The organism is Pedobacter zeaxanthinifaciens (assembly GCF_003313335.1).
In the GTDB taxonomy this organism is placed as follows: Bacteria; Bacteroidota; Bacteroidia; order Sphingobacteriales; family Sphingobacteriaceae; genus Pedobacter; species Pedobacter zeaxanthinifaciens.
In genome coordinates this window covers 191786-213589 of sequence record NZ_QMHP01000005.1, presented here as the reverse complement: position 1 = coordinate 213589, position 21804 = coordinate 191786, and the positions used below count along the sequence as shown (strand labels likewise).

Below are 21804 nucleotides of genomic sequence, written 5' to 3'. Positions count from 1 at the left end.
TACTAATCTATTAATATAGAAAGCGGCATGAAGTTGTGGATTTCACGCCGCTTAAAAAGCTTTAGTTGGAATGTAAATTTAAAACGAATAACCTACACTAAAACCTGGCCAAACTGCAAAAAACATATCATCACCAACACGCTGCTTGGAATATTCATCTTGGTATAACTTTACTAGTACACCAGCTCTATACATCAAGCCGCCAGATGCCTTTTGATATCGATATCCTAAGCGTAATGTCACTATTTTTGCATTTTGTATTCTTGTAGGTTTTATTTCGTTGTTTTCGTTTATACTATAATTTTCTACAATGTTTGAAAGGGTTAAACCTAAACCAGCCTCATAAAAGTTTTTTTGTTTTTCACTGGCTGCGTATAACGAATTTATTTCTAAAGGAATTGTCCATTTTCCATTTGCAGGAAGCGTAGATTTGTCACGAGGAATAAACTCAAAGCCAACTCTGGGTACGAATTTCAATTTTGAGGTAATAGGTATTAACTTATCATAGTTTACAGAATATGCAATTCCATTTCCTAAAGCTTCAAAGTAAATGCTATTATTTTTACTGTTCTGCGCTAAAACACTGCCACCTTTAAGAATAATAAAAGTTGTTAAAATTATTTTTCGTGAAATTTTCATATTTACCTATGTCTAGATGTAAAGGAGATAGCCTCGTCATTAATGTTTGCCCAACTGGTATTTTCGTATGATTGTGTTGCTTGATTTCGGGGAACAATTTTTAATCGACCTGAAAAATATGGACTTTCATTAGAACGGTAGTAGATTTTCTGTATATAATTAGTGCCTTGTATTTCTGTAGAACTAGTGCCGTTTGAATTAAAAAGCCCAGTATCGTATTCGTAGATGCAATAATAAAGGTAATCACCTCTTTCTGGATAAAAATAATGCGTAATGTTTTGATTTTGCATCTTACAGGCATTGTAGTCAATTACGTTTTGTTGTGGCGTTTGATTGGAACGAAGCCTTATAGATAAGCATGGGTCTTCTATATAATAAATCTCTGATGACAGTGGGAAGTATGTGAAATTAATATCTATGTTTTTCTTTTTACTGACTTCTTTTCTTGAAAATTTCCGAATTTCAATATTATTTACATCGGAATTTCGATCGGCAAGGCTTATCATGCCAGGGTTTGTCCAGAATGTAGTGCTATACTTTCCATTACTTGGATCAATGCCGTTATCCCAACTTACTCCAACGTAAATACAAACTTCACTTGCGCCTTTAATCCAGCTTTCTTTGTGTTCCTTCACAGTCATGTTTGGAAAATACAAATCTGGTCGTTCAGTTACATTACTATTTAAAGTGTTATTTGTGAAGGTAGGTGGTGCGACCATTACACCGTCGTTGTTCACATTCTCATTAGGGGTAATTACCCAAACTTCGTTTTCATTTGTAAATTCTTCGTTAACGTGTATGTCATCGATAAAGGTTTCGTCGGTTGCGTATGTGTAACCCGTGTAGTAATCCAATGTAACGCTTTCATCTCCATCGTATGCAACCATTACAGGATAGGGGTACTTATCGATGTAATCTTGAAAGGCATCTGTAGATTTTGATTTATCGGATTTATCGTTATTAAGTAAGTTGAATTTTTCGAAATTTGGAATATAGATGTGAGGATAAACATTTTGTTTATTGATGTCATTGAGCGAAGCTAACAATTGTTCCGAGGAGATATTTTGGTTTGTTTTTTTTAGAATGTAATCAAATTTTTCTTTTAGATTAATTCCTTTTTTTTCGGCACTTATTATCAAGTCTTTTATCAACACGTTATCATCACCATCAAACTGTTTTGCCACATTTTGGTGTACTAAATAACGTATCTCTTGGTCTTTCGCTAACTCTGCGAATACAATGGCGTAGGTTTGGAGTTGTTTGTTTATATAATCTTTAATTTCTATTGTGCTTGAGAAATTACTAGGTTTAGAAAAACTTGTTTCAATGTAATTGTAGTTCTTTTTACATGAGAAAATAATGAGACTAGCGGAAAAGATTCCGATTTTAAGATGTTTGTACATAGGTTTTAGTTTAAAAATTATTAGTAGAGTTATTACAAAGATATTTTTAGTACTATGCGTCTGCAATAATTTTCGCCCTAAATTTAATATAGGGTGATTGGCCGATATAATTTTATGGCGTGAATTCGGCGTTAAAAATATATTTTAGCTGTCATGAAAAGAGTGTTAGTTACTGGTAGCAACGGCCTTTTAGGGCAAAAAATAACGCAACAAATCTTACACCATCCGGAGGTGGAACTTATTGCGACCAACCGTGGCAAAAACAAATACCCTGTTAAGGAAGGGTATGTGTATGAAACGATGGATATTTTGAATCAAGGTCAGGTAGCTGCGGTGCTACAGCAATATCGGCCAGATGTTGTAATACACACTGCTGCAATTACCAATGTGGACGTTTGCCATACCAACCGTGAAACTTGCTGGGAAACTAACGTGGATGCCACGGCTAACCTCATATCGCTTTGCGAAAAAATGGGTATTCATTTCATTTATTTGTCTACAGATTTTGTGTTTGATGGCTTGAAGGGGCCTTACAAAGAAGACGATGCCGCTAACCCAGTAAGTTATTATGGCGAGAGTAAGTTGGCTGCTGAGAATTTAACCAAGCAAATGAAAGGTAGTTGGACAATTATCCGCACTATTTTAGTTTATGGTATTTTAAATGATATGAGCCGTAGTAATATTGTGCTTTGGGCAAAGGAGGCACTGGAAGCAGCTAAGCCAATCAACGTTGTGAACGACCAATGGCGTATGCCTACCTTAGCTGAGGATTTAGCGGATGCTTGCCTGCTGGCGGTTAAACATAGCGCAACTGGAGTTTTTCACATTTCTGGAAAAGATATGATGACAGTGGCGGAACTGGTTAAAAAAGTAGCGGATTTTTGGGGTTTGGATGCTAGTGTGATGAAAGAAATAAGCTCGGACAGCTTGGGGCAAGAAGCTAAGCGGCCTAAAAAGACGGGTTTTATTTTAGACAAAGCAATGACTGAATTGCAGTATCAACCACATAGTTTTGAGGAGGGATTGGCCTTGGTCAGTCGGCAGTTGAGTAAGGAGATAGGGACTAGGGGTTAGGAACTAGGTATTAGTAGTTAGTTAATTGACGCAAAACCTCAAACAACCCTCGAATATTAACCATTAACAATTAAAATAGATGTCATTACAAGTAGGAGCTCAGGCTCCAGATTTTAAGTTAAAGAGCACGGAACTTAAAGAAGTTTCACTAGGCGATTTTAAAGGCAAAAAAGTGGTTCTTCATTTTTTTCCACTGGCTTTCACCGGAGTTTGCACCACGCAACTTTGTACCATGAGAGATAATTTCGGATACTATGAAGGCTTAAATGCACAGGTTTTGGGTGTTTCTGTTGATTCTCCGTTTACGTTAGGTAAATTCAAGGAAGAGCAGGCTTATCAGTTTCCTTTGCTGTCTGATTTTAACAAAGAGGCTGCAGCCGCTTACGGCGCATTGTATGAAGATTTTTTAGGCATGAAAGGTATTGCTAAGCGTGCTGCCTTTGTAATTGATGAAGAAGGTAAGATTGCCTATGCTGAAGTTTTGGAAGATGCAGGTAATTTGCCTGACTTCGCTGCGATCAATAAGGTGGTTGCTGGATAAAAAGTTTTGAAAAGCAGTTTTGGTGCTGCTATTTAGTGTAATGCCCCGCTTTTCGCTTCAATATTTTTGTAATCTGTGGTACTAAAACTTCGTAAGTTTTTAAAACTTAAGAAGTTGAAAAAAAGTGCAACAAAAAGTATTTTCGCTTCAATCGGGTTTAGCTTACTTAAACCTTTGCACCATTTTACATAAGTCGTTAGGCAGCGTTGCTGTTTGTACTTTGCAGTTATTTTTTCCGCAGAGTGAAAGGAAGTTTTCGCTAAGAGCGCTAAGATATTTTTTGTTGAGTCTTGAGGTTTTCTTTTGCGTGGCTTTGCGCAGCTCCGTGTACTTTGCGTTTATTTTTTTCTGCGGAGGGAAGAAGAGTTTTCGCTAAGAGCGCTAAGATATTTCTAAGCTTTAGTGCAAACCACTGTCCGTTTTTTTAGCAGTTTATCAAAGTTTGTACATGGCACGGGTTGTTGTAAATTAAACCCGACAGTAGCGGGCATCCCGACGCTAGTTCGGGATAAAGCGGATGGCGGGGCTTTAGTTGGATAGTAGCACGGTATTTGATTTTCAAATAGATAGGGCTATTGCAATACTTTATTTAAATTTTTGCAATAAAAAAATTGCGAATATAAATTTGAAACATTACTTTTGCATTCCGTTAGCAATACGGAAATGCTTTCGTAGCTCAACTGGATAGAGCATCTCACTACGGATGAGAAGGTTTGGGGTTCGAATCCCTACGAGAGCACAAACAATTAGGTAAAGCCTTGCCGCCCAAGCGGGAAGGCTTTTAATTTTTAAAGATAAACTTAAATGCTCAATTTAGTTCTCTTTGGGCCTCCGGGAGCAGGCAAAGGCACCCAATCTCAAAAATTAATTGATAAATATCAGTTAGTGCACATCTCCACCGGCGATTTATTCCGCGGACACATCAAAAACCAAACTCCACTAGGTCAACAAGTAAGCAAATTGATTGCTGATGGTGAATTAGTACCTGACAGCATTACTATTGCTATGTTGGAGGAGGAAGTAGACAAAAATCCTGATGCAAAAGGATTTATTTTTGATGGATTTCCTCGTACAGTACCTCAAGCAGAGGAATTGGACAAGTTCTTGGAAGGCAAATCAGCTAAAATTGATGGTGTAATTGCACTTGATGTTGATCAGGATGAGTTGACCCGCCGTATTGCCGAGCGCCATAAAATTAGCGGTAGACCTGATGATGATGCCGAAAAACTAAAAAAGCGCATTGACGAGTATTTTAACAAAACTATCCATGTTTTACCATACTACGAAGGCCAAGGTAAATTGGTTAAGGTAAATGGTATTGGCGAAATTGAAGTAATTTTTGGTAACCTTTGTGAGGTTATCGATAGCTACTAACCTATTTAATTAGCTAATTTGATGATTTGAAATTAGCTGATGACTAACATCCGTATAAAATACATTAGTTATTTTTGCGGATGTTTGTTTTTATTAAGGTTTATCACGAAGACGCAAAGAACACAAAGAAATTTAGAATTGGCCAATTGAGTAACATTCCAAATTTCAGCAATAAAACAATATAGCCTACTCACAATCGTATTTCGTAAATCTAAAATCGTAATTTAAAATGTCTCAAGGTTCAAATTTTGTTGATTATGTGAAAATCTGCTGTCGCTCAGGTAAGGGCGGAGCGGGCTCTGCACATTTGCACCGTGATAAGCACACCTCTATGGGCGGCCCTGATGGTGGTGATGGTGGCAGGGGTGGACACATCATTTTAAAAGGTAATGCGCAATTTTGGACTTTACTGCATTTGAAGTATCGCAAGCATATTATTGCCGAAGATGGCGGTGCGGGCGGAAGTGGACACAAATTTGGTAAGCAGGGTAAGGATGAAATTTTAGAAGTTCCGCTAGGTACTATTGCTAGAAACGCGGAAACTGGTGAAGTGATTTTTGAGATTACTGAGGATGGCGAAACCAAAATATTAACTGCCGGTGGTAGGGGAGGCTTAGGTAATGCACATTTTAAAAGTGCCACCTTACAAACACCACGCTTTGCGCAACCAGGAGAATCTGGATTAGAGGAGTGGGTGGTATTGGAGCTTAAAGTTTTGGCTGATGTTGGTTTAGTGGGTTTCCCAAATGCCGGTAAATCTACCTTGCTTTCGGTTTTATCTGCTGCAAAGCCAGAAATTGCAGATTATCCATTTACTACATTGGTGCCTAACTTGGGTATCGTTTCCTACCGTAATTCGAAGTCGTTTGTAATGGCGGATATTCCAGGAATTATTGAAGGGGCATCCAAAGGAAAAGGTTTGGGCTTTAGGTTTTTGAGGCATATTGAGCGTAACTCGGTGCTGTTGTTCATGGTACCGGCAGATACCAGTAGAAGCATTGCTGAAGAGTACGAAATTTTAAAGCGTGAATTGGAGGAGTTCAATCCGGAATTGATGCAGAAACCACACGTTTTGGCAGTAACTAAATCGGATATGTTAGATGAGGAGTTGAAAAACGAGATGGAAAAAGAATTGCCTGCTATTCCACATCTTTTTATCTCATCGGTAGCGCAGCAAGGCTTACTAGAACTTAAAGATTTGCTTTGGAAAGCGATTAATAGTTAATTAGGGATCAGGTATCAGGTATCAGTGATTAGGATTAGTTGCTAGTGTAAGTTTTCACTTGATGCAACTCGACTAGCCTTTGATTATTCGATCCTTTACTTTAACAGCTGGGTTGCCTTTGTTAATGCTGTAAGGTTCTAAATCTTTCATTGCAATAGAACCAACTGTTAGTACAGCATGTGATTTTAATGTAACTCCGGGGCAAACCGTTGCATTTGCGCCAACCCAGGTGCCTTCCTCTAAAATAATTGGTTTTGTAATTAAATCGAAGTTAGCCGAGGTATAATCGTGATTTCCGGTGAGCAACATTGCTTTTTGAGAAACGCAGGCATTTGCTCCTATAGCTACTGGAGCTAAATTTTCTATTCTGCATTCTGCCAGCCACGAATGGTCGCCTAAGGAAAGTTTCCAAGGATAATGAATATAAATGCCCGGTTTGATGCGTACATCTTTTCCAATTTTGGCGCCAAATAATTTCAGGATAAGGACAATAACGCTGCTGAAAGGAATGATGCCTGATCTAATAAATACTACACTGGTAAAATACCAAAGTAAAATTTTTAAAGACGAAGCACCTGGATCAAACCCTTTTCTATCAAAATCTTTCCTAAGCTGCGTTTTTAGCATTTGTAGCCTTAATTGAATATTTTATCCAAAGATAGCATATTCCAAATAGAAGTAGGTAGATGATGATGTTAAATAGGTCATGATGGTCCATACCAAGGAATGGATGTTTCCTATCCCAAAATAAAGGAAGTAAAACAAACCGTAGGATATTAACGAGCTGGATGAATAACAAGCCCGCTACGAGGAAAATTAAACGATGTTTGAACGGTGGCGGGAAAGATAAACAGAATGCAGCAAATACGCTCATTAGGCCATAGCCTAAACAAGTGTAAATTAACCTGATTGCTCCTTTACCAACAACTAAAAGTTCTGTATCATTGGTAACTACTGTATAGTTAAAAGCTCGAAGTATTGCAGCAGCGCTATTAAGCAAAAAACTACGCGACCAATTGATATAGTTGAGGTGTTCATCTAAAAACGCACTATAAAATCCTCCTTTTGCAGTAATGCCAATATAAAATTCGTTGAAATAATTAAAGATCAGGTAAAGCCCAACAAATGATATCACAAATTTAAGATAGGGATCAGCCCAGATTTTTTTTAATTGCGGCATTACTTGCGGGATTTTTTTAGTTGCTCTTCAATTTTGATATCTACAATGATACGGAACCAAAATCCTTGCAGGAAATGAAAAATGATACCCGTTTTGCCATCAAATATGCCTAGTTGAAAAATCATCCGATAGGTAAAATAAAGAAATGGCCTAACAAAGCGGGGCATGTTCCACCACATTCTTTTTAAAAAGGCCATGCGTTGGTAGGGGTCGCCGAAAAATTTAGGTTGAGTAGTTTGCTGCCTTAGGGCATTCATGCGCTCAATTTCCTCTTGCGCCACTAAATCACTGTATCTATTATGTTTGGCAATCCAAAAGCTGATTTCGTTTTCTTTAAGGTTTTCTTCGAGGATATGCCCTTTTTTCCAGATGGCTGTTTTGCCCGGCACTACAAAACGATGGTCCATATTCTCGTTAGTATCAGAAAAGCCAACGCCGGTACGGAACATTTTAAGCAAGTATTTTGGATAGTAACCACCATACTTGATCCACTTTCCTTTAAAGAAGTTTTTACGGTTAAAGTAAATCCCGTCGGTGTCTTTGTAACTATCCTCGTTAAAATTTTTAAGCAATTCAAATAGCTCAGGAGTTACAATTTGATCCGCATCCAAACCGATGGTCCAGGGGGTAGTTACTTCAAATGTTTTAATGGCGTAATCCCACTGCTTTGGGTGGTTTTCAAATGGATGTGCTTTTACGGTTGCACCATACGATTCAGCAATTTCAAGCGTATGATCTGTACTGCCAGAATCTAATATGAAAATAGGTGCATTTAATGCTTTGATAGACGAAAGCAAACGAGGCAGGTGTTGCTCTTCATTGAAAGTAAGAATAATAAAGCTAAAAGCTTTGTGCATGGTACAAATATATTAAAATAAGCGCTGGTACATGCTGCGATATTGTGCCGTTAAGTTATTCACTTCAAAATCTTTTTTGATGATTGAAGGCGCATTATCGCGAATTTGCTTTCGAAGTTCCACTGCTACGAAGGAATTAATTAGTGTGCTGGCGATTTCAGCAGTGTTTAAGTTGGTCACCCAGCCCAGTTGCTTATCACTTACATAGTTAGCCAGACCAACCTGATTGCTAATGATTACCGGTGTGCCCATAGCTAAACTCTCAATTACGACATTGGCAAAATTTTCATTGTAAGAAGTTAGTACTAGCGCATCGTGCTTAGCGATAAGCTCAAATTTATGTTCGTTATTGATATGGCCAAGCCATTTAATGTTATCAGCGATGCCAAGGGAAATGGCCAGTTCTTGTAGTTGCTTCACATAATTTTCTTCGCCGGTACCGGCTATGTTAAGCAACCAAGGGATATCAGCCTTGCTTAAGGCTTCAAAAAGAAGTTCAAGGCCTTTTTTTTGTTCAATTCTAGATAAAAAAAGCAAATCGTATCTTTTATCATCAATTTGCTTTTTTTCATAAGATTGCTGCGATAGGGCAACAAAGTTTGGAATTATTGTTATGCCTTTAGTTTCGAAATTTTGAAGAACATCTTCTTCTTCCTTTTTGCTGGTAGCGTGTATGTGGGCGTAGGCTAATAGCCTTTTCCCAATCACCGCATGTAAAATATCTTTAACTTTTGAGTTTCGGTTATTTAACGTGTAGCTAGTTAGCATTCCCCGGGGTGAAAGTACCACTTTAACACCGTGCCATTTGGCAATGAAGCAGGAAAAAATAGAAACTAAGTTCCACCACGCATGAATATGAACGATCAGTTTAGTTGGATTTGCTGCGGTTTTATGTTGCTTAATTTGTTGGTGTAAGAACCGTAAAAGCGATGGAGAGAAATGGGTATGGTCTTTTGTGAGTCGCTTGAAATAATAGACATTAACGCCATCTACCACCTGCAGTGTGCCTACCGGAACATCAAGTTCAGCAGCGCCGTTAGCGGTAGTGGTTAACATGAGTACGTCTGTACCAGCACTTGTAAGTTCCTCCGCTAGTTTAGCTACCGACATGGTAGGGCCACCATATACGTAGGCGGGTTTATAGGCGGCACAAATTTGGATGATTTTCAATTCAGTGATTGAATGAGTAAATTATTAATGAACAATAACCAATAACCAATAAGCAATGACTAATGAACCAATGAACCAATGGACCAATAACCAATGAACTATTGAACCAATGAACCAATAACCAATAATCAATAAGCAATAATCAATGGACGAATGAACTAATGATTAATGAACCAATGGCTAATGAACCAATGGACCAATGACCAATGACTAATGACTAATGACTAATGACCAATGAACCAATGACTAATGAACTAGTTCACCATTTGCTTCTTTGGATAGTTTACTGTGTTTATAACCGTAAAAAAAGTATATCACTAAGCCAACTACCAGCCAAATCGAAAATCCAATCCAATTGCTCAATTCTAGTTCGCACATCATGTAAAGGCAACTCAATAAGCCTAATACCGGAATTAGCGAAAGATTTTTTGCAATGGAAAGATAGGTAATGATGACACAAATGATCATAAAGATCCACATGGGGATTTTATGTTTGAACAGTTGCCATCCACTTTCATATTTTTTGTACTCGCTGATGCTCGATTTGCTCATGAAACTTTCGTACTGCTCGGCCTTGAGGTTACTTAAATAAGCCTCAGCATCAATTTGCTTGCCTTGCAACACTACCGGACTTGCCGCAATTTCGTTTTTAACGGTTTGCAGCTCTTCTGCGTTTAGCGAGGTAACAAATTTAGTTGGACTAATCACCTTACTTTGGTTGGTGACAAATGCCGTAGTTTCTGCTTTAAATTGGGTGAATGCCACCACTAATCCGCCAATGAAAAGCAACGGAATGATAAACTTGGCATTAACGTAAGGTATTTTGAATTTGCCACGCTGAACATCTGGTCTGTTTTGAAGTACCAATACGCCTGCGCAAACCAATACAAATGCAAATAAAGTTCCTATCGAACACAAATCCGTAACGGTAGTTAAGTTCAGGAATAAAGAAGGTACAGCCACTACGAAACCTACCACAATGGTAGAAAACGAAGGTGTTTTGTATTTCGGGTGAATCCGCGAGAAAGATTTAGGCAGCAATCCATCTCTACTCATACTCATCCAAATACGTGGCTGTCCCATTTGAAACACCAATAACACCGATGCCATTGCAAATACGGCACTCACGGCAATGATGCCACTCATCAATTTCAAATCAATTTGATCAAAAACATAGGCCAAAGGATCGCCAACGGCCAAAGTATTATATTTTACAATACCTGTTAGTACCAAAGCAATGGCAATATAAAGTATAGTACAAATGATAATGGCCCACATCATCCCCCTAGGTAAATCACGTTGTGGGTTTTTACATTCTTCTGCAGTAGTTGAAATGGCGTCAAAACCAATGTAGGCGAAAAATACCGCAGACACACCCTTTAGTACCCCAGAAACTCCGTTAGGAGCAAAAGGATTCCAGTTAGTTGTATCTACATAAAAAACACCAACCGCCAATACCAGCAAAATCACCGCTAGTTTAACAATTACCATAGCGTTACTGGCATTTCTTGACTCTTTCATGCCACGATATACCAACCAAGTGATGAGGATAATAATGGCTAATGCAGGAATATCAGCTACGATATGAAAGCCTGCAATTTGCGGTGCTGTGTTCCATGCATTGCTGGCAAGTCGGGTGGCATCATCCAAATCAGCTATGCTTTTTCCAGCGTTAACTAAAGCTTCTGCATGTTTATGGCCGTTGTAAGCGCTCAGGTAGTCCATGCTTGCCCAATCAGGCACATGAATACCATTGATCCCCAAGGCGGGTATTTTAATGGAGGAGAGTAAACCCGTAAAATAATCAGACCAAGATATGGCTACGGTGATATTTCCAATGGCGTACTCCATAATGAGCGACCAGCCGATGATCCAGGCTACCAATTCGCCAAAAGCTACATACGAGTAGGTGTAGGCACTTCCTGAAACCGGTACCATCGAAGCAAATTCTGCATAGGCAAAAGCAGCGAAACTACATGCAATGGCAGTAAATATGAACAGGAAAATTACTGCTGGACCGCCGTCAGCGCTAGCTTTACCAATGGTGCTGAAAATACCGGCACCAATGATTGCGGCAATACCAAAAGCAGTAAGATCTCTTACCCCTAGTGTTTTATGCAGGGAAGCCTCGTGATCGCCATAGCCTTTGGCCGCATCAGCCAATATTTTACTTATAGATTTTTTTCTAAATAGGTTGTTTAGCATATGCTAGATTTTGTTTGATGATGACTCAAACTTAAAAAAATAAATAGACTTCTTGTTATTTGGTTTGAAAGGAAGATGCTGAATTATCAAGTCAAGTTGTAAAAACTGTGTGTCTTGATATACTTCGAGTTTTATACACAAATTTAGTTTTAAGCCATCACTCATTTAAGCCAACTTATTTAGTTCCGATTTTACGAATGCTGCTAACTCCTGAATATACTCGGCGCTAAAGTCAAATTTAATTCCGGCGGTTTCATAAATTTCATTCATTGGCTTAGTGTAACCTAAAGAAAGTGCATCTAAATATTGCTGTAAGCCCTGTTCAGGGTTTTCTTTATAGTTTTTCCACACTGCGATAGCTCCCAGTTGCGCAATGGCGTATTCAATGTAGTAAAAAGGAACTTCGAACAAATGCAATTGTTTTTGCCAAACATTTCCAAACTGCTGCTCCAAGTCGGTCCAGTTGGCAAAGCCCGCTCCAAAACGTGTATAAATTTGTTTGAATGCCTCTTCTCTGTCGGCTGCATTGTGATCAGGATTGGTATAAATCCAATGTTGGAACTGATCAATTACCGCAACCCAAGGCAAGGTTTTCAGTACATCGATCAATTGTTCTTTTTTAGCTCTGATCAAATCTTCTTCCTTATCGAAATAAACATTCCATTGATCCATAGAAATGAGTTCCATGCTCATTGAAGCTAGTTCGGCTACTTCAGAAGGACAATGTTTAAAATCGTTCAACTCCAAATTAGCGGTTAAAAAAGTATGGATAGCGTGACCGCCCTCATGCACCATCGTAGTTAAATCACGTAGCGAATTGGCAGAGTTCATAAAGATAAACGGTGCACCAGTTTCTGCAAGGGGATAGTTATAGCCACCCGGCGCTTTGCCCTTTCTGCTTTCCACATCAAATAAATGGTTCTCTTTCATGAAGGCTAGTTTCTCACCAAGCGAACTGTCAATTTGATTGAAGCAAGCGATAGATTTATCAATTAAGTCGTTGCCGTTTTGGAAAGGTTTTAACGCAGGTTTTCCAGTAGTGCTAACATCTAAATCCCAAGGACGTAGCGTATCTAATCCTAAAGCTTCCATTCGTTGGTCCGCCTGTTCCTTCAATATAGGCACAATTTCATTTTCAATGGCTTCTGCAAATTTATAGCAATCCTTCGGCGTATAATCAAAACGACCTAAGGCTTGGAACATGTAATCGCGGTAATTTTCAAAACCAGCGTTAATTGCCACCTGATGGCGCAGTTTTACCAGCTCATCAAACAAGATATTCAAATCATCTTTATCTGCCAGGCGACGCTTTTGGATAGTTTCCCAAGCATTCTGTCGCACGTTGCGGTCGGTATCTTTCAGGAAATTACTGGCTTGCTCCAAAGTATATTCCTGTCCGTTAATTTCAACGCTCATGGCGCCTGTAATGCCTTGATACTTCTGCTGTTTCACTTGTAGTTCGGTAAACAAAGGGATGTTTTCTTCGCGGAAAAGTTCCAATGCTTTGCGTACACCACGTAGGTAAACAAAATACTTCTGTTGATCTAGCTCGTCAACAAATTCGTTTTCTACTAATTTTTTATTTAGCTGATTGGCAATAGGGGCAATTTTCGGTTCAATTTCAGTAGCAAAGTACTGAAAATCCGTTACGAGTTGCTCATTTGCGGTATCGCAGCTCATTTTAATATAGCGCCAAGCGAAGTCTTCTTCCAAAGCTGCTTCCAATTCACTTTTATCGCGGAGCCATTGTTCAAGCTCGGCTGCGCTGTTGATATTTCTGTGCTGTAATTCTTCAAAAATAGGAGAGAGGTTTTCCCAACTGATGTTCAAATCTTGAGGGATATAATTGCGTTGCTTTTTTATTGTGATCATATGTAAGTTGTTGTAGTGTTTGAACGTTGAAAAGCTATGAATGTTTTGTTGTTGTTTAGCACATTAAATAACCATGCTTTTCAACTAGCGTGATGGTACCAATATTTGCATTTTGCGGAGTACAATGAATACGAGCCACATGGTGATGAAACCGTAAAACATGTTGTTGATCCATTATTTTTCTAACCAAGCTAATTGTTTTTTACCATATTTAACGATAATAAACACAATAAAGGCATATGTGATAATGGAACCCAACACTTTTTCAGATGCCATTTCTAGCCCGTAAAACTGAAAATAAAAAGGAATTGACAGAGCCCAGCAGTATATCGTGTTAATATTGCTTTGAAACAACTTCCTAAATAGCCAACCGATTAACAGACCCAGCAAAATAATTGGAATGATGAATAAATACTTGCCAAAGTCTACATAGCTTTCAGCCACATAACCCAAACTAATTGATGTTCCTTGTTCTGCGTCAGCTAACATAATTCCGGTAAACTCCATTGTTTTTTGCGAATCATCAATTACCTTCTTGTTCGGAAACAATAGTCTAGGCTGAGAGATGTGCAATAAACTTTCTAACCACACCATACCATTGGTGTGAGGTTTTATTAATGGAATGTAATTAATAGATTCGGCGAAATAGTCAATATAAGATATTCTGTCGACAGTTTTGTTTAAAGTTTGTTCGGCATCGTAAGGGTTTTCATTCACTAAATCGATAATTTTATCGTAAGCTTCGTCAAAGCCTACCTTTACCGTTTGGCTTTTTTCTCCCGCAGATAAAAAAAGCCTGTAATCTTCTTTGATGTTTTGCCATGTGAAACCTAGAAAAAGACTTAAGGAAGCCAATAGAATAAAAACACGAGGTTTAATTTTGAGATATCCCAAGTTTAAGATCAGGAGGGATATGAGCATCACAAAAATAACATCTTTAAAAGTAGAAAAATAGGAAATTATACTAATTAGGATTTCAAAAATTATGATATATATGAAGTAGTATTTTTTTTGTGGAATGCCCACGTGTACAATTAGAAAAAAAATGCCCCATTTTAAAATAATTAATTTATTTACAATCTGGTATAATCCACCTAGTTGTCCCATAGACATCGCCACGTATCCTAGTGCAATACAACCGCCGTAGGCAAAAAGCAGTTTTTTGATATTTAGGTTATTTCTTTTTTCTGCTGGTTTAATATCAGGTAACACGATATAAATAGCGAAACTAAGGAAGATCAAACCGATGCAACTCAATCTAGAAGCTTCCGCTAGGTCTGCATTGTTTGAATAAGTTGCAAGTTCATTGATTGACGTTTTATTTATTACAGCATAGAAAACCTTTGCAGTGGCTTGTAAAGCGTGATAGCATAGCGTAAAAAATATAATAGGCTGTCGAACAAAGAATAAGTTCAAAATTACTCCAAAGGTACTTACACTAAGTAACAGCTCAATCGTATTCTTTTGTTCACCAAAAAAAAACAGGCACAAAAACACTAAAAGGAAGCCTATGTTAAATTTTTTAAGAGATATAGATTTATTATCCAATTGTAAGTTTATTAGATTAAATCAAGGTTTTGAGTACATTTTTATAAAACCAATTAGAGCACTTTAATAGCTTCATCACTTTAATTAAAGCCCATCTGAGAGATAAGCTAACTAAATTAAATTCGGCATTTAATATACCTAGACATTGCCTAGCCAATGAATTTTCTCTCCTAGATATTAAGTATAGCGCTTCGTTTAAATACCTAACTTGTGTTTTCCATCTCCATGCACAAATTATAGCTTTCTTATCCGCTGGGTCTGCCATGTCAATTAAGTTTTTATGAATAGGGATATCTTCTTTCATAGCATACAAGATGCTGCTAGGCTTTCTGCTCAGTTGTTTTTCGTGTCTGCGTAAAAATATCAATGGTTCCTTTAAATAACCAATGGGTTGGAAATTAACCAATCTTGTCCAATATTCGAAATCTCCGCTTACAGTGAAATTATGGTTAAAAAGTCCGCAATTTATTATCGCATTCTTAGTAAGAGTTACATTCGCTATGTTACCAGGCATACAACCCCAGTATGCTGATGTTTTTGTATATCGTCTTTTATCTATAATCGATGGTGTTCCGTCGCTAATTGGGGAATTGTCGAATTCATTTTTTTCATTTACGTAGTTTACCTGATGGTAGCTCATGCTTATTTCAGGATGACTTAAATGAAAATTCAATACTTTTTCCAAACAATCTGGCTTCATAATGTCATCTTGAGCCCAAAGGTGGATATAAGGGGCACTTGTATTACTTAGTAGTAAATTTAGTGTTTTAAATAGTCCTTGGTTTGTTTGGTTTTGTAGTAAAGTAATACGGTTAGGAAAATCTTTAATTATTGCTTTGATAATTGACATACTGTTGTCAGTAGAGCAATCATCACAAATAATGAATTCAAAATCTTGTAAGTTTTGTTTGATAACCGAATTGATAGCAATTTCTAAATATTCGGAACCATTATATACCGGTAGTACTACACTTATCTTCGGGGAAATATTTGGCATTAGTTAATAGTGCTTATGCGTGTGTTTAAGGAATAAGAGAAAGCTGTTCTGATAAAGTATCTGCAATTTTTTTAAAACTCCAGTCCTGAATAAGCTTACTCGAGTTTTGCCCCATTGTTATCATTTTTTCTTTGCTTGCTATCATAAGCAATATTTTTTCTACAAGATCTTTTTTATCTCCAGATTTAAAGATATAGCCATTTGAATTAGCTTTAACTAAATCTTTTGCACAGCCCACCTTGTCAGAAACTATTATTGCCTTTCCCGCCGCCATAGCCTCATTCACTGCTAAACCCCAGGTTTCTCCCGGCCCCTGGCTGGGTAAGCAAAAAATATCACAAGCTTGGTAAGCTACAGGCATTTGGGTTTGGTTTTGAAAATCAATGAAATGAATGTTGCGTTGTCTTGAAGGAAAATGTTGGTTAAATTGATCAGCGTGTAACTTTAAATCTTTTTCTAACACGCCATTACCTATAAATAACAAGTGCAAATTCTGTATCATTTCATCTGTTTTTCGTTCCTTATTTAATGAAATAAAAGCTTCTAGCAACAGCCTTGGATTTTTTTTTGGTTCTAATTTTCCGGCGAAAAGAATGAGCGTATCGTTGTTGGCGATACCTAATCTTTCTCTAAGGGCGAAGCTTTCTTGCGTCCGATCTTCAGAAAAACGTTCGTTATCAATGGCGTGAGGAGCAAATATCAATTGGTGTTCCTTTAAGCCATATTGTTTAAAGTAAGCATGATTTTGCGTTCCTACATAAAAGGCTTTATCTACATAACTATATACCCATTTCAGATAAACCTGTTTAAGTAAAGCTTTTAGTCCAGAGTTTTCGTCAAGCAGTGTGGAATCTCCTCTAAACCAAATCGGAATTTTGCCTTTAAAATGGCGCATCACTTTGAAGTGGCTATGGTAACTGTATCCATATACCAAGATTGTATCTGGCGCAAACTCATTAAGTCTCGGAATAATATCAGGATTAATAATCCCCTTTCCATGGTGCGAACCAGGTTCTTCGGCAATATTTTCCAGCAATTCATAATTGTGGCCTTCCAATAGGGGCATATCCCACTCAATTATTTTTCCAAATCCAGGATCATGTTTAGCCTTAATGCCTGCTGGCCCCCAAGTATAAAACACCTTTAAAATGCAGTTTTTTGATAGCCGCCGAAATATTGGCACATAGTACTGTATAGGATGTGTTACTATTATTGCTAATTTTTTCATCTCATACAGTTAATTACTATTTTCTAAAGATATTTCTGTAATTATAATTTATCTAATTCACTAGCTAAGATTTGCGTTACCCTAAAGGCAGAATATTGTTCAAAAGCTTCTGAATTGATATTTTTGGTGTCATATTGACTTCTAAAGTTTTCATATTCTTCCCATTTAAGCACCAATTGTTCTTCGATAGTTGATAAATCATTTTCCCCGTTAAATGTAAGTGTAGTTCCAACATTGCTTTTAGTAATAATTTCACAAGCTGAACTATCTTTGTGCAAAATTGCAAACACTGGTTTTTCTGATAAAACCGCTTGATAAACTTTCGAAGGCGTGTAATGTGGCTCTGTACTTCCTAATATAAAAGCCCCTTCTGAAGCATTTAAGTGTGTCAACACATCTAGGTACGGAATCCGTTTTGGATATTCAAAAAATATGCTTTCCCATAATCCGTACTTCATAGCCAATTCTCTGATATTGTATCCATTTGGATCATTTGGAGATTTGCCTGATCCTATAAAATGTATTCTCACATCTTTAAAAAAAGCTTTGTTGTTAGCTATTGCCTTCATTACCATTTCAAGAGGTTGAAATGCTTTAGGCAGCATGGCGCCACCATATACAAAATCTTTTACACCGTTTTTCTTTTCAAAGAGATACGGTTTTAATTTTAAGCTCTTTAGTATTTTAATATCTTCCTTTTCACCGCCATAAGGCATTGCTACTTGTAAGCTGTTTTTTTTTAAGTGAGGATTTCTCTCCAATACATCTTTGTAATAGCCTTCGGCAACTCCGGTGATGAGTGATGCATTTTTAACTGCCCAAGGTTCTAACCATTCAGCCAATTTCATGCTCCACCAATGTTTTGATAATTTTTTTTCTGTTCCGGGCCATTGATGTACCCAAGGATCAATATAATCAATTCCGTATTTAACACCAGTTTTTTTATGAATCAGTCGTCCCAGTAGAGCTGCAAAATGAGAAGGAATTGGAATGTAGAGAAAATCTACTTTTTCATTTATAATCAGTTCAACGGTAGTTTTATACATTGAATAGAATCCACGAATGCCTATATCTCCAATAATCCTAATTGGTTTAGTTGAAAGTGCATTAGTTTTTACTACTCTTAATTCTTTTGGGAGCAGCTTTTCCAAGTTTGGATCTAATTCCTCTTCATAATATTTTTCATGAACGGTCACAATAATAGGTTCCCATCCAAATTCGGGTAAATGCTGAGCAAATAATCTTGACCGATGCACTGCCGCTAAATTTGAAGGAGGGAAGTGAGGAGATATGATGACTATTTTTTTTTTAAATGACATTTTCTAAAGTATCAAGGAATTTCATTTGTTCTACTTGCCAATTGTATTTAACTGTTGAGATACTTTTTGCATTATTTTGATTTTCTCTAAGCAACTCTTTGTTGGTAATCCAATTACATAGTATTTTATTGATAGCTAAGTGATTATTCCGTGGATAGACAAATCCTATACCTGGTGTTTCTTCCATTAAATTTGCTTGTGCATGGGTGTTGGATGCTAAAATTGCAAGGCCTGCTGTTATATACTGAAATATTTTATTTGTTAAGCAAATTTCTCGATTATAATTGGGCGAGGTCTCAGAAGCGATACCAATTTCGTAGTTCACAAGTATGCTATCTAGCGCCGTAGGAGATAGCGGCAGGATGAAGTTGATTTCGTGTAAAGGATTCTTATTTAATGATAGAAGTGTATACTTAGTATGTTCGTCAACGCTGCCTATAATATCTAACTTAATACTTCCTATTTTTACTTCATTAATCGCTTTTATGATATCTTGTAATCCTCTATCTAATCCAACAACTTGAGAAAACCATACACAATTTAATTCAAATTTTGACTTGACGGTTTTTTTATGAGTGTTAATATCAAATACGTTATTGATATTAACGTGGTTGATATTTTGATATAATTTTTGATATTCTTTGGTAATTAGTGGACTTGCACTAATCAAGGTATCAAGTTTGGAGATATATTTGTTTTCAACACAAAGAGTTAACCTATGCATCAGATTTAAGCTACTTGCTTCTCCTCGGTGAAAATCCTCCGCATCAAAAATTACCTTTTTATTTTTTCTTTTAGCTACTTTAACTATTGCAGCTAATGATCCCAAATTGTGTCCGTGATAAAGCGCTGCGTCCGATTTTTTTATCTGACGTAATAATTTTAGGTATCCGGGAAATATTTGTTGTTCTGGCCAAATACAGATTTTGAAATACTGGTGAATTATTCTAAATAACTTAGACATGGTTGAACCTAATACCCTTGAAGGTGTATTTCGATACCAGTAAATTGGCCGGAATTTTATGTTAGGATATCTGGAAATAATCTCTTCATCAAACTTAGTTTTTTCTAAATCAAATAGAAAGTAAATAACTTCCACTCTGTATTTTGGCATCACGGAAAGACTAGACAATTCTTTCACAAGTCTCGGATTATTGCAGAGGTGAGTTGTTGTACTTATTGATATATTTTTCAATAGCTATTAGTTAAATGAGCAAATTCCTCAAAAGATTTTATTGTAAATACATTAATAATCATAAATCGAGCTTTAATCAGTATCGTCCTTTGATAAGATATTTAATTTTCTTAGTCGCTTTCCAGCCGATTACAGAGGATAAAATTTTCGTGAAACCGCCGCTTACGAATTTTATAGAAGGAGTTAATCCAATCGAATCAATTTTTTGTTTTGCTGATCTTTGTAAACTTGCATGCTTCGGATATATATCGAAAATGAATTTTTGAAAAAGGTTCACGCAAGCCTGCTTTACTTTGATGTCATTGAATTTTGATAGTGCAATATCGCTAGCTTGATTTATTGATTTGAAGTTTGATAGTTGCGACTCATAACTAAGGGTTTTTGTAGATAGGCCGTCAATATTAGAGCGATAAAATAGTCTTCCCTCATTGTTGTATTTAATAGTTTTTACTTGACTGAAAATATTCGTGAAGAATTGAAAGTCATCGTTAAGTGAAAGATTTTCATCCCAACCACCGGACTTATCTACAACGTTTCTCGGTATCAATATTCTACCTGGAATTGTCATGTTCGACGTATTTGACCAGTAGTATATGATCCACTCATAAAAAGAAAGATCTCTACAAACACTCGTGCTGTCAAGCAAAAATGTCTCCTTTGTTTTTGTAAATCTTCCCCATGAAGAGATAACACAATCTTCAATATTGAAGTTCAATGTTTGTAGCTGACTAGATATAAATTTTGGCTCCACTAAATCGTCAGCATCAAAAAATATGATAAAGTCTCCGCTACTCAAGTCATAGGCTTGATTTCTAGCAGCAGCGGCTCCCTTTCTTACGGATTTTTTATATCTTATTTTGTCAAATTTTAAAGCTAATTTTTCTATTATCTGGAAACTGCTATCTGTAGAATTATCGTCGACAATTAAAATTTCTAAATTTTCATAGTCTTGACTAATTAAGCAATTAATAGTTTCAAAAAGATATTTTTCTGCATTGAAACATGGTATGCAGACAGAAACAAGAGGTTTAATCAACGTTTAATTACTTTACGAATTATTGATTTAATTTTTTTAATTAGATCTTTTTTTGGCGGAAGTACTTTCTCGCCGTTCATTGCTTTTACGAGTTCATTGTACCTGCCTCCATTTAAATGGACAGATATTGGTACTATATTTTTGTATGAAACGTATTTATTTTGCCAAGTGTATGCGGTTTCTTCAAGTTCTCCAATATGTAAGCAATTTTCGTAGCTGATTTCATTAATTGGATAATTAAAAAATGAGGTTAAAATATTAAAAAGAGGCTGATCACTATAAAAATTAATAAATTTATTGGAGGTGATTAATAAAGCCAGTAAATTAAAATTGTGGAATGCAGTGATTCCGCCTCCATAGAATCCAGTACAATAATTATCTGCATTTAACATAGTAGATAAGTAATGTTCTTGTGAGCTCAACTTGTCGAAGTTGGAATACTTAATCCAATTATTTAGATAGTAGTTATCTTTAATTTTATTAAACTCCTTTACCACGTTTATTTTTTCAAGAGCAATTACATCAAATATGGGATCTATATTTTTTTGGAAGTATACGTCACTGTCGAAATATAAAACCGCATCAACTTTATTTAAATAATGCTTGCTTATCAAGCAGTTGTATATAAATTTATATGGATATCGTTGTGTAGGAGATTTAATGCTTTCAATAATATGCTCATCAACTTCATTATTTGAGATTAAATCTTGTAAGGTAAATATTTGTGCACCCCAGCTTTTTATAGTTCCTGTTTGTTCTTGCGTAAATGAACCCTCTCTTAACCATGTGCCGGGTTTATCCCATTCTCCACTTATTTCATTGTCACAAACTGCAATTAGCCCATCATAATTTGCATTTTTTCTTAGGGAAGAAATAAAGTTTTCTATTTGGTTATAGTTTCTGCTATTTCCAGAGGTTATAATTAAGTTTGTCATTTTTTA

At 36.6% G+C, this 21804-nt stretch carries 19 protein-coding genes and 1 tRNA gene; 5 read left to right on the top strand and 15 right to left on the bottom strand.

Going from position 1 to position 21804, the window contains the following annotated elements; translation table 11 throughout:
* Positions 1–78: 78 nt before the first annotated feature.
* A complete protein-coding gene (locus DUT68_RS09695; protein WP_113637940.1) occupies positions 79–639 on the bottom strand; it encodes a hypothetical protein in 561 nt (186 codons plus the stop codon).
* Between the two features lie 2 nt (positions 640–641).
* Complete coding sequence (locus tag DUT68_RS09690) at positions 642–2042, bottom strand: hypothetical protein (RefSeq protein ID WP_113637938.1); 1401 nt, start codon at positions 2040–2042, stop codon at positions 642–644.
* A gap of 153 nt (positions 2043–2195) precedes the next feature.
* Here DUT68_RS09690 and DUT68_RS09685 point away from each other — a divergent pair, with 153 nt between their 5' ends.
* From DUT68_RS09685 to obgE, 5 genes are all read left to right on the top strand, one after another.
* Positions 2196–3116, top strand: a complete 921-nt coding sequence (locus DUT68_RS09685; RefSeq protein WP_113637936.1) for an SDR family oxidoreductase — start codon at positions 2196–2198, stop codon at positions 3114–3116.
* 79 nt (positions 3117–3195) lie between these two features.
* On the top strand, positions 3196–3657 hold the full coding sequence (locus DUT68_RS09680) for a redoxin domain-containing protein (RefSeq protein WP_113637934.1): 462 nt from the start codon (positions 3196–3198) through the stop codon (positions 3655–3657).
* Between the two features lie 665 nt (positions 3658–4322).
* Positions 4323–4396 (top strand) — tRNA-Arg (locus DUT68_RS09675).
* 65 nt (positions 4397–4461) lie between these two features.
* Positions 4462–5031: an adenylate kinase gene (locus DUT68_RS09670; protein WP_113637932.1), complete on the top strand. Its 570-nt coding sequence runs from the start codon at positions 4462–4464 to the stop codon at positions 5029–5031.
* Between the two features lie 229 nt (positions 5032–5260).
* The gene (obgE, locus tag DUT68_RS09665; protein ID WP_113637930.1) at positions 5261–6256 is read left to right on the top strand and encodes a GTPase ObgE; all 996 of its coding nucleotides are present in this window, start codon (positions 5261–5263) and stop codon (positions 6254–6256) included.
* A gap of 72 nt (positions 6257–6328) precedes the next feature.
* On the opposite strand, the gene DUT68_RS09660 is transcribed toward obgE, so the two are convergent.
* From DUT68_RS09660 to DUT68_RS09600, 13 genes are all read right to left on the bottom strand, one after another.
* A complete protein-coding gene (locus DUT68_RS09660) occupies positions 6329–6883 on the bottom strand; it encodes a WcaF family extracellular polysaccharide biosynthesis acetyltransferase (RefSeq protein WP_113637928.1) in 555 nt (184 codons plus the stop codon).
* Complete coding sequence (gene xrtY, locus DUT68_RS09655) at positions 6864–7436, bottom strand: exosortase Y (RefSeq protein WP_113637926.1); 573 nt, start codon at positions 7434–7436, stop codon at positions 6864–6866. The genes DUT68_RS09660 and xrtY overlap by 20 nt, the downstream gene beginning before the upstream one ends.
* Positions 7436–8293 carry a glycosyltransferase family 2 protein gene (locus DUT68_RS09650; protein ID WP_113637924.1) on the bottom strand — a complete coding sequence of 286 codons (858 nt, stop codon included), beginning with the start codon at positions 8291–8293 and terminating at the stop codon, positions 7436–7438. Before DUT68_RS09650 ends, xrtY begins: the two co-directional genes overlap by 1 nt.
* A 12-nt stretch (positions 8294–8305) precedes the next feature.
* Positions 8306–9463 (bottom strand): XrtY-associated glycosyltransferase XYAG1, encoded by a 1158-nt coding sequence (locus tag DUT68_RS09645; RefSeq protein WP_113637922.1) that lies wholly within the window; start codon positions 9461–9463, stop codon positions 8306–8308.
* 246 nt (positions 9464–9709) lie between these two features.
* Positions 9710–11668: an amino acid permease gene (locus DUT68_RS09640; protein WP_113637920.1), complete on the bottom strand. Its 1959-nt coding sequence runs from the start codon at positions 11666–11668 to the stop codon at positions 9710–9712.
* Between the two features lie 165 nt (positions 11669–11833).
* Positions 11834–13540 carry a M3 family oligoendopeptidase gene (locus DUT68_RS09635; RefSeq protein ID WP_113637918.1) on the bottom strand — a complete coding sequence of 569 codons (1707 nt, stop codon included), beginning with the start codon at positions 13538–13540 and terminating at the stop codon, positions 11834–11836.
* Between the two features lie 174 nt (positions 13541–13714).
* Positions 13715–14752, bottom strand: coding sequence for a hypothetical protein (locus DUT68_RS09630; protein WP_157960830.1), 1038 nt, complete (start codon positions 14750–14752; stop codon positions 13715–13717).
* A gap of 352 nt (positions 14753–15104) precedes the next feature.
* Complete coding sequence (locus DUT68_RS09625) at positions 15105–16085, bottom strand: glycosyltransferase family 2 protein (protein WP_113637915.1); 981 nt, start codon at positions 16083–16085, stop codon at positions 15105–15107.
* 25 nt (positions 16086–16110) lie between these two features.
* Complete coding sequence (locus tag DUT68_RS09620) at positions 16111–17313, bottom strand: glycosyltransferase family 4 protein (protein ID WP_113637913.1); 1203 nt, start codon at positions 17311–17313, stop codon at positions 16111–16113.
* 41 nt (positions 17314–17354) lie between these two features.
* Positions 17355–18632: a glycosyltransferase family protein gene (locus tag DUT68_RS09615; RefSeq protein ID WP_113637911.1), complete on the bottom strand. Its 1278-nt coding sequence runs from the start codon at positions 18630–18632 to the stop codon at positions 17355–17357.
* On the bottom strand, positions 18622–19827 hold the full coding sequence (locus tag DUT68_RS09610) for a glycosyltransferase (protein WP_157960829.1): 1206 nt from the start codon (positions 19825–19827) through the stop codon (positions 18622–18624). Before DUT68_RS09610 ends, DUT68_RS09615 begins: the two co-directional genes overlap by 11 nt.
* Before the next feature lie 76 nt (positions 19828–19903).
* A complete protein-coding gene (locus DUT68_RS09605) occupies positions 19904–20863 on the bottom strand; it encodes a glycosyltransferase family 2 protein (RefSeq protein WP_113637907.1) in 960 nt (319 codons plus the stop codon).
* Entirely contained in the window at positions 20860–21798 is a 939-nt protein-coding gene (locus DUT68_RS09600; RefSeq protein WP_113637905.1) for a glycosyltransferase, read from the bottom strand. Before DUT68_RS09600 ends, DUT68_RS09605 begins: the two co-directional genes overlap by 4 nt.
* Positions 21799–21804 lie beyond the last annotated feature (6 nt).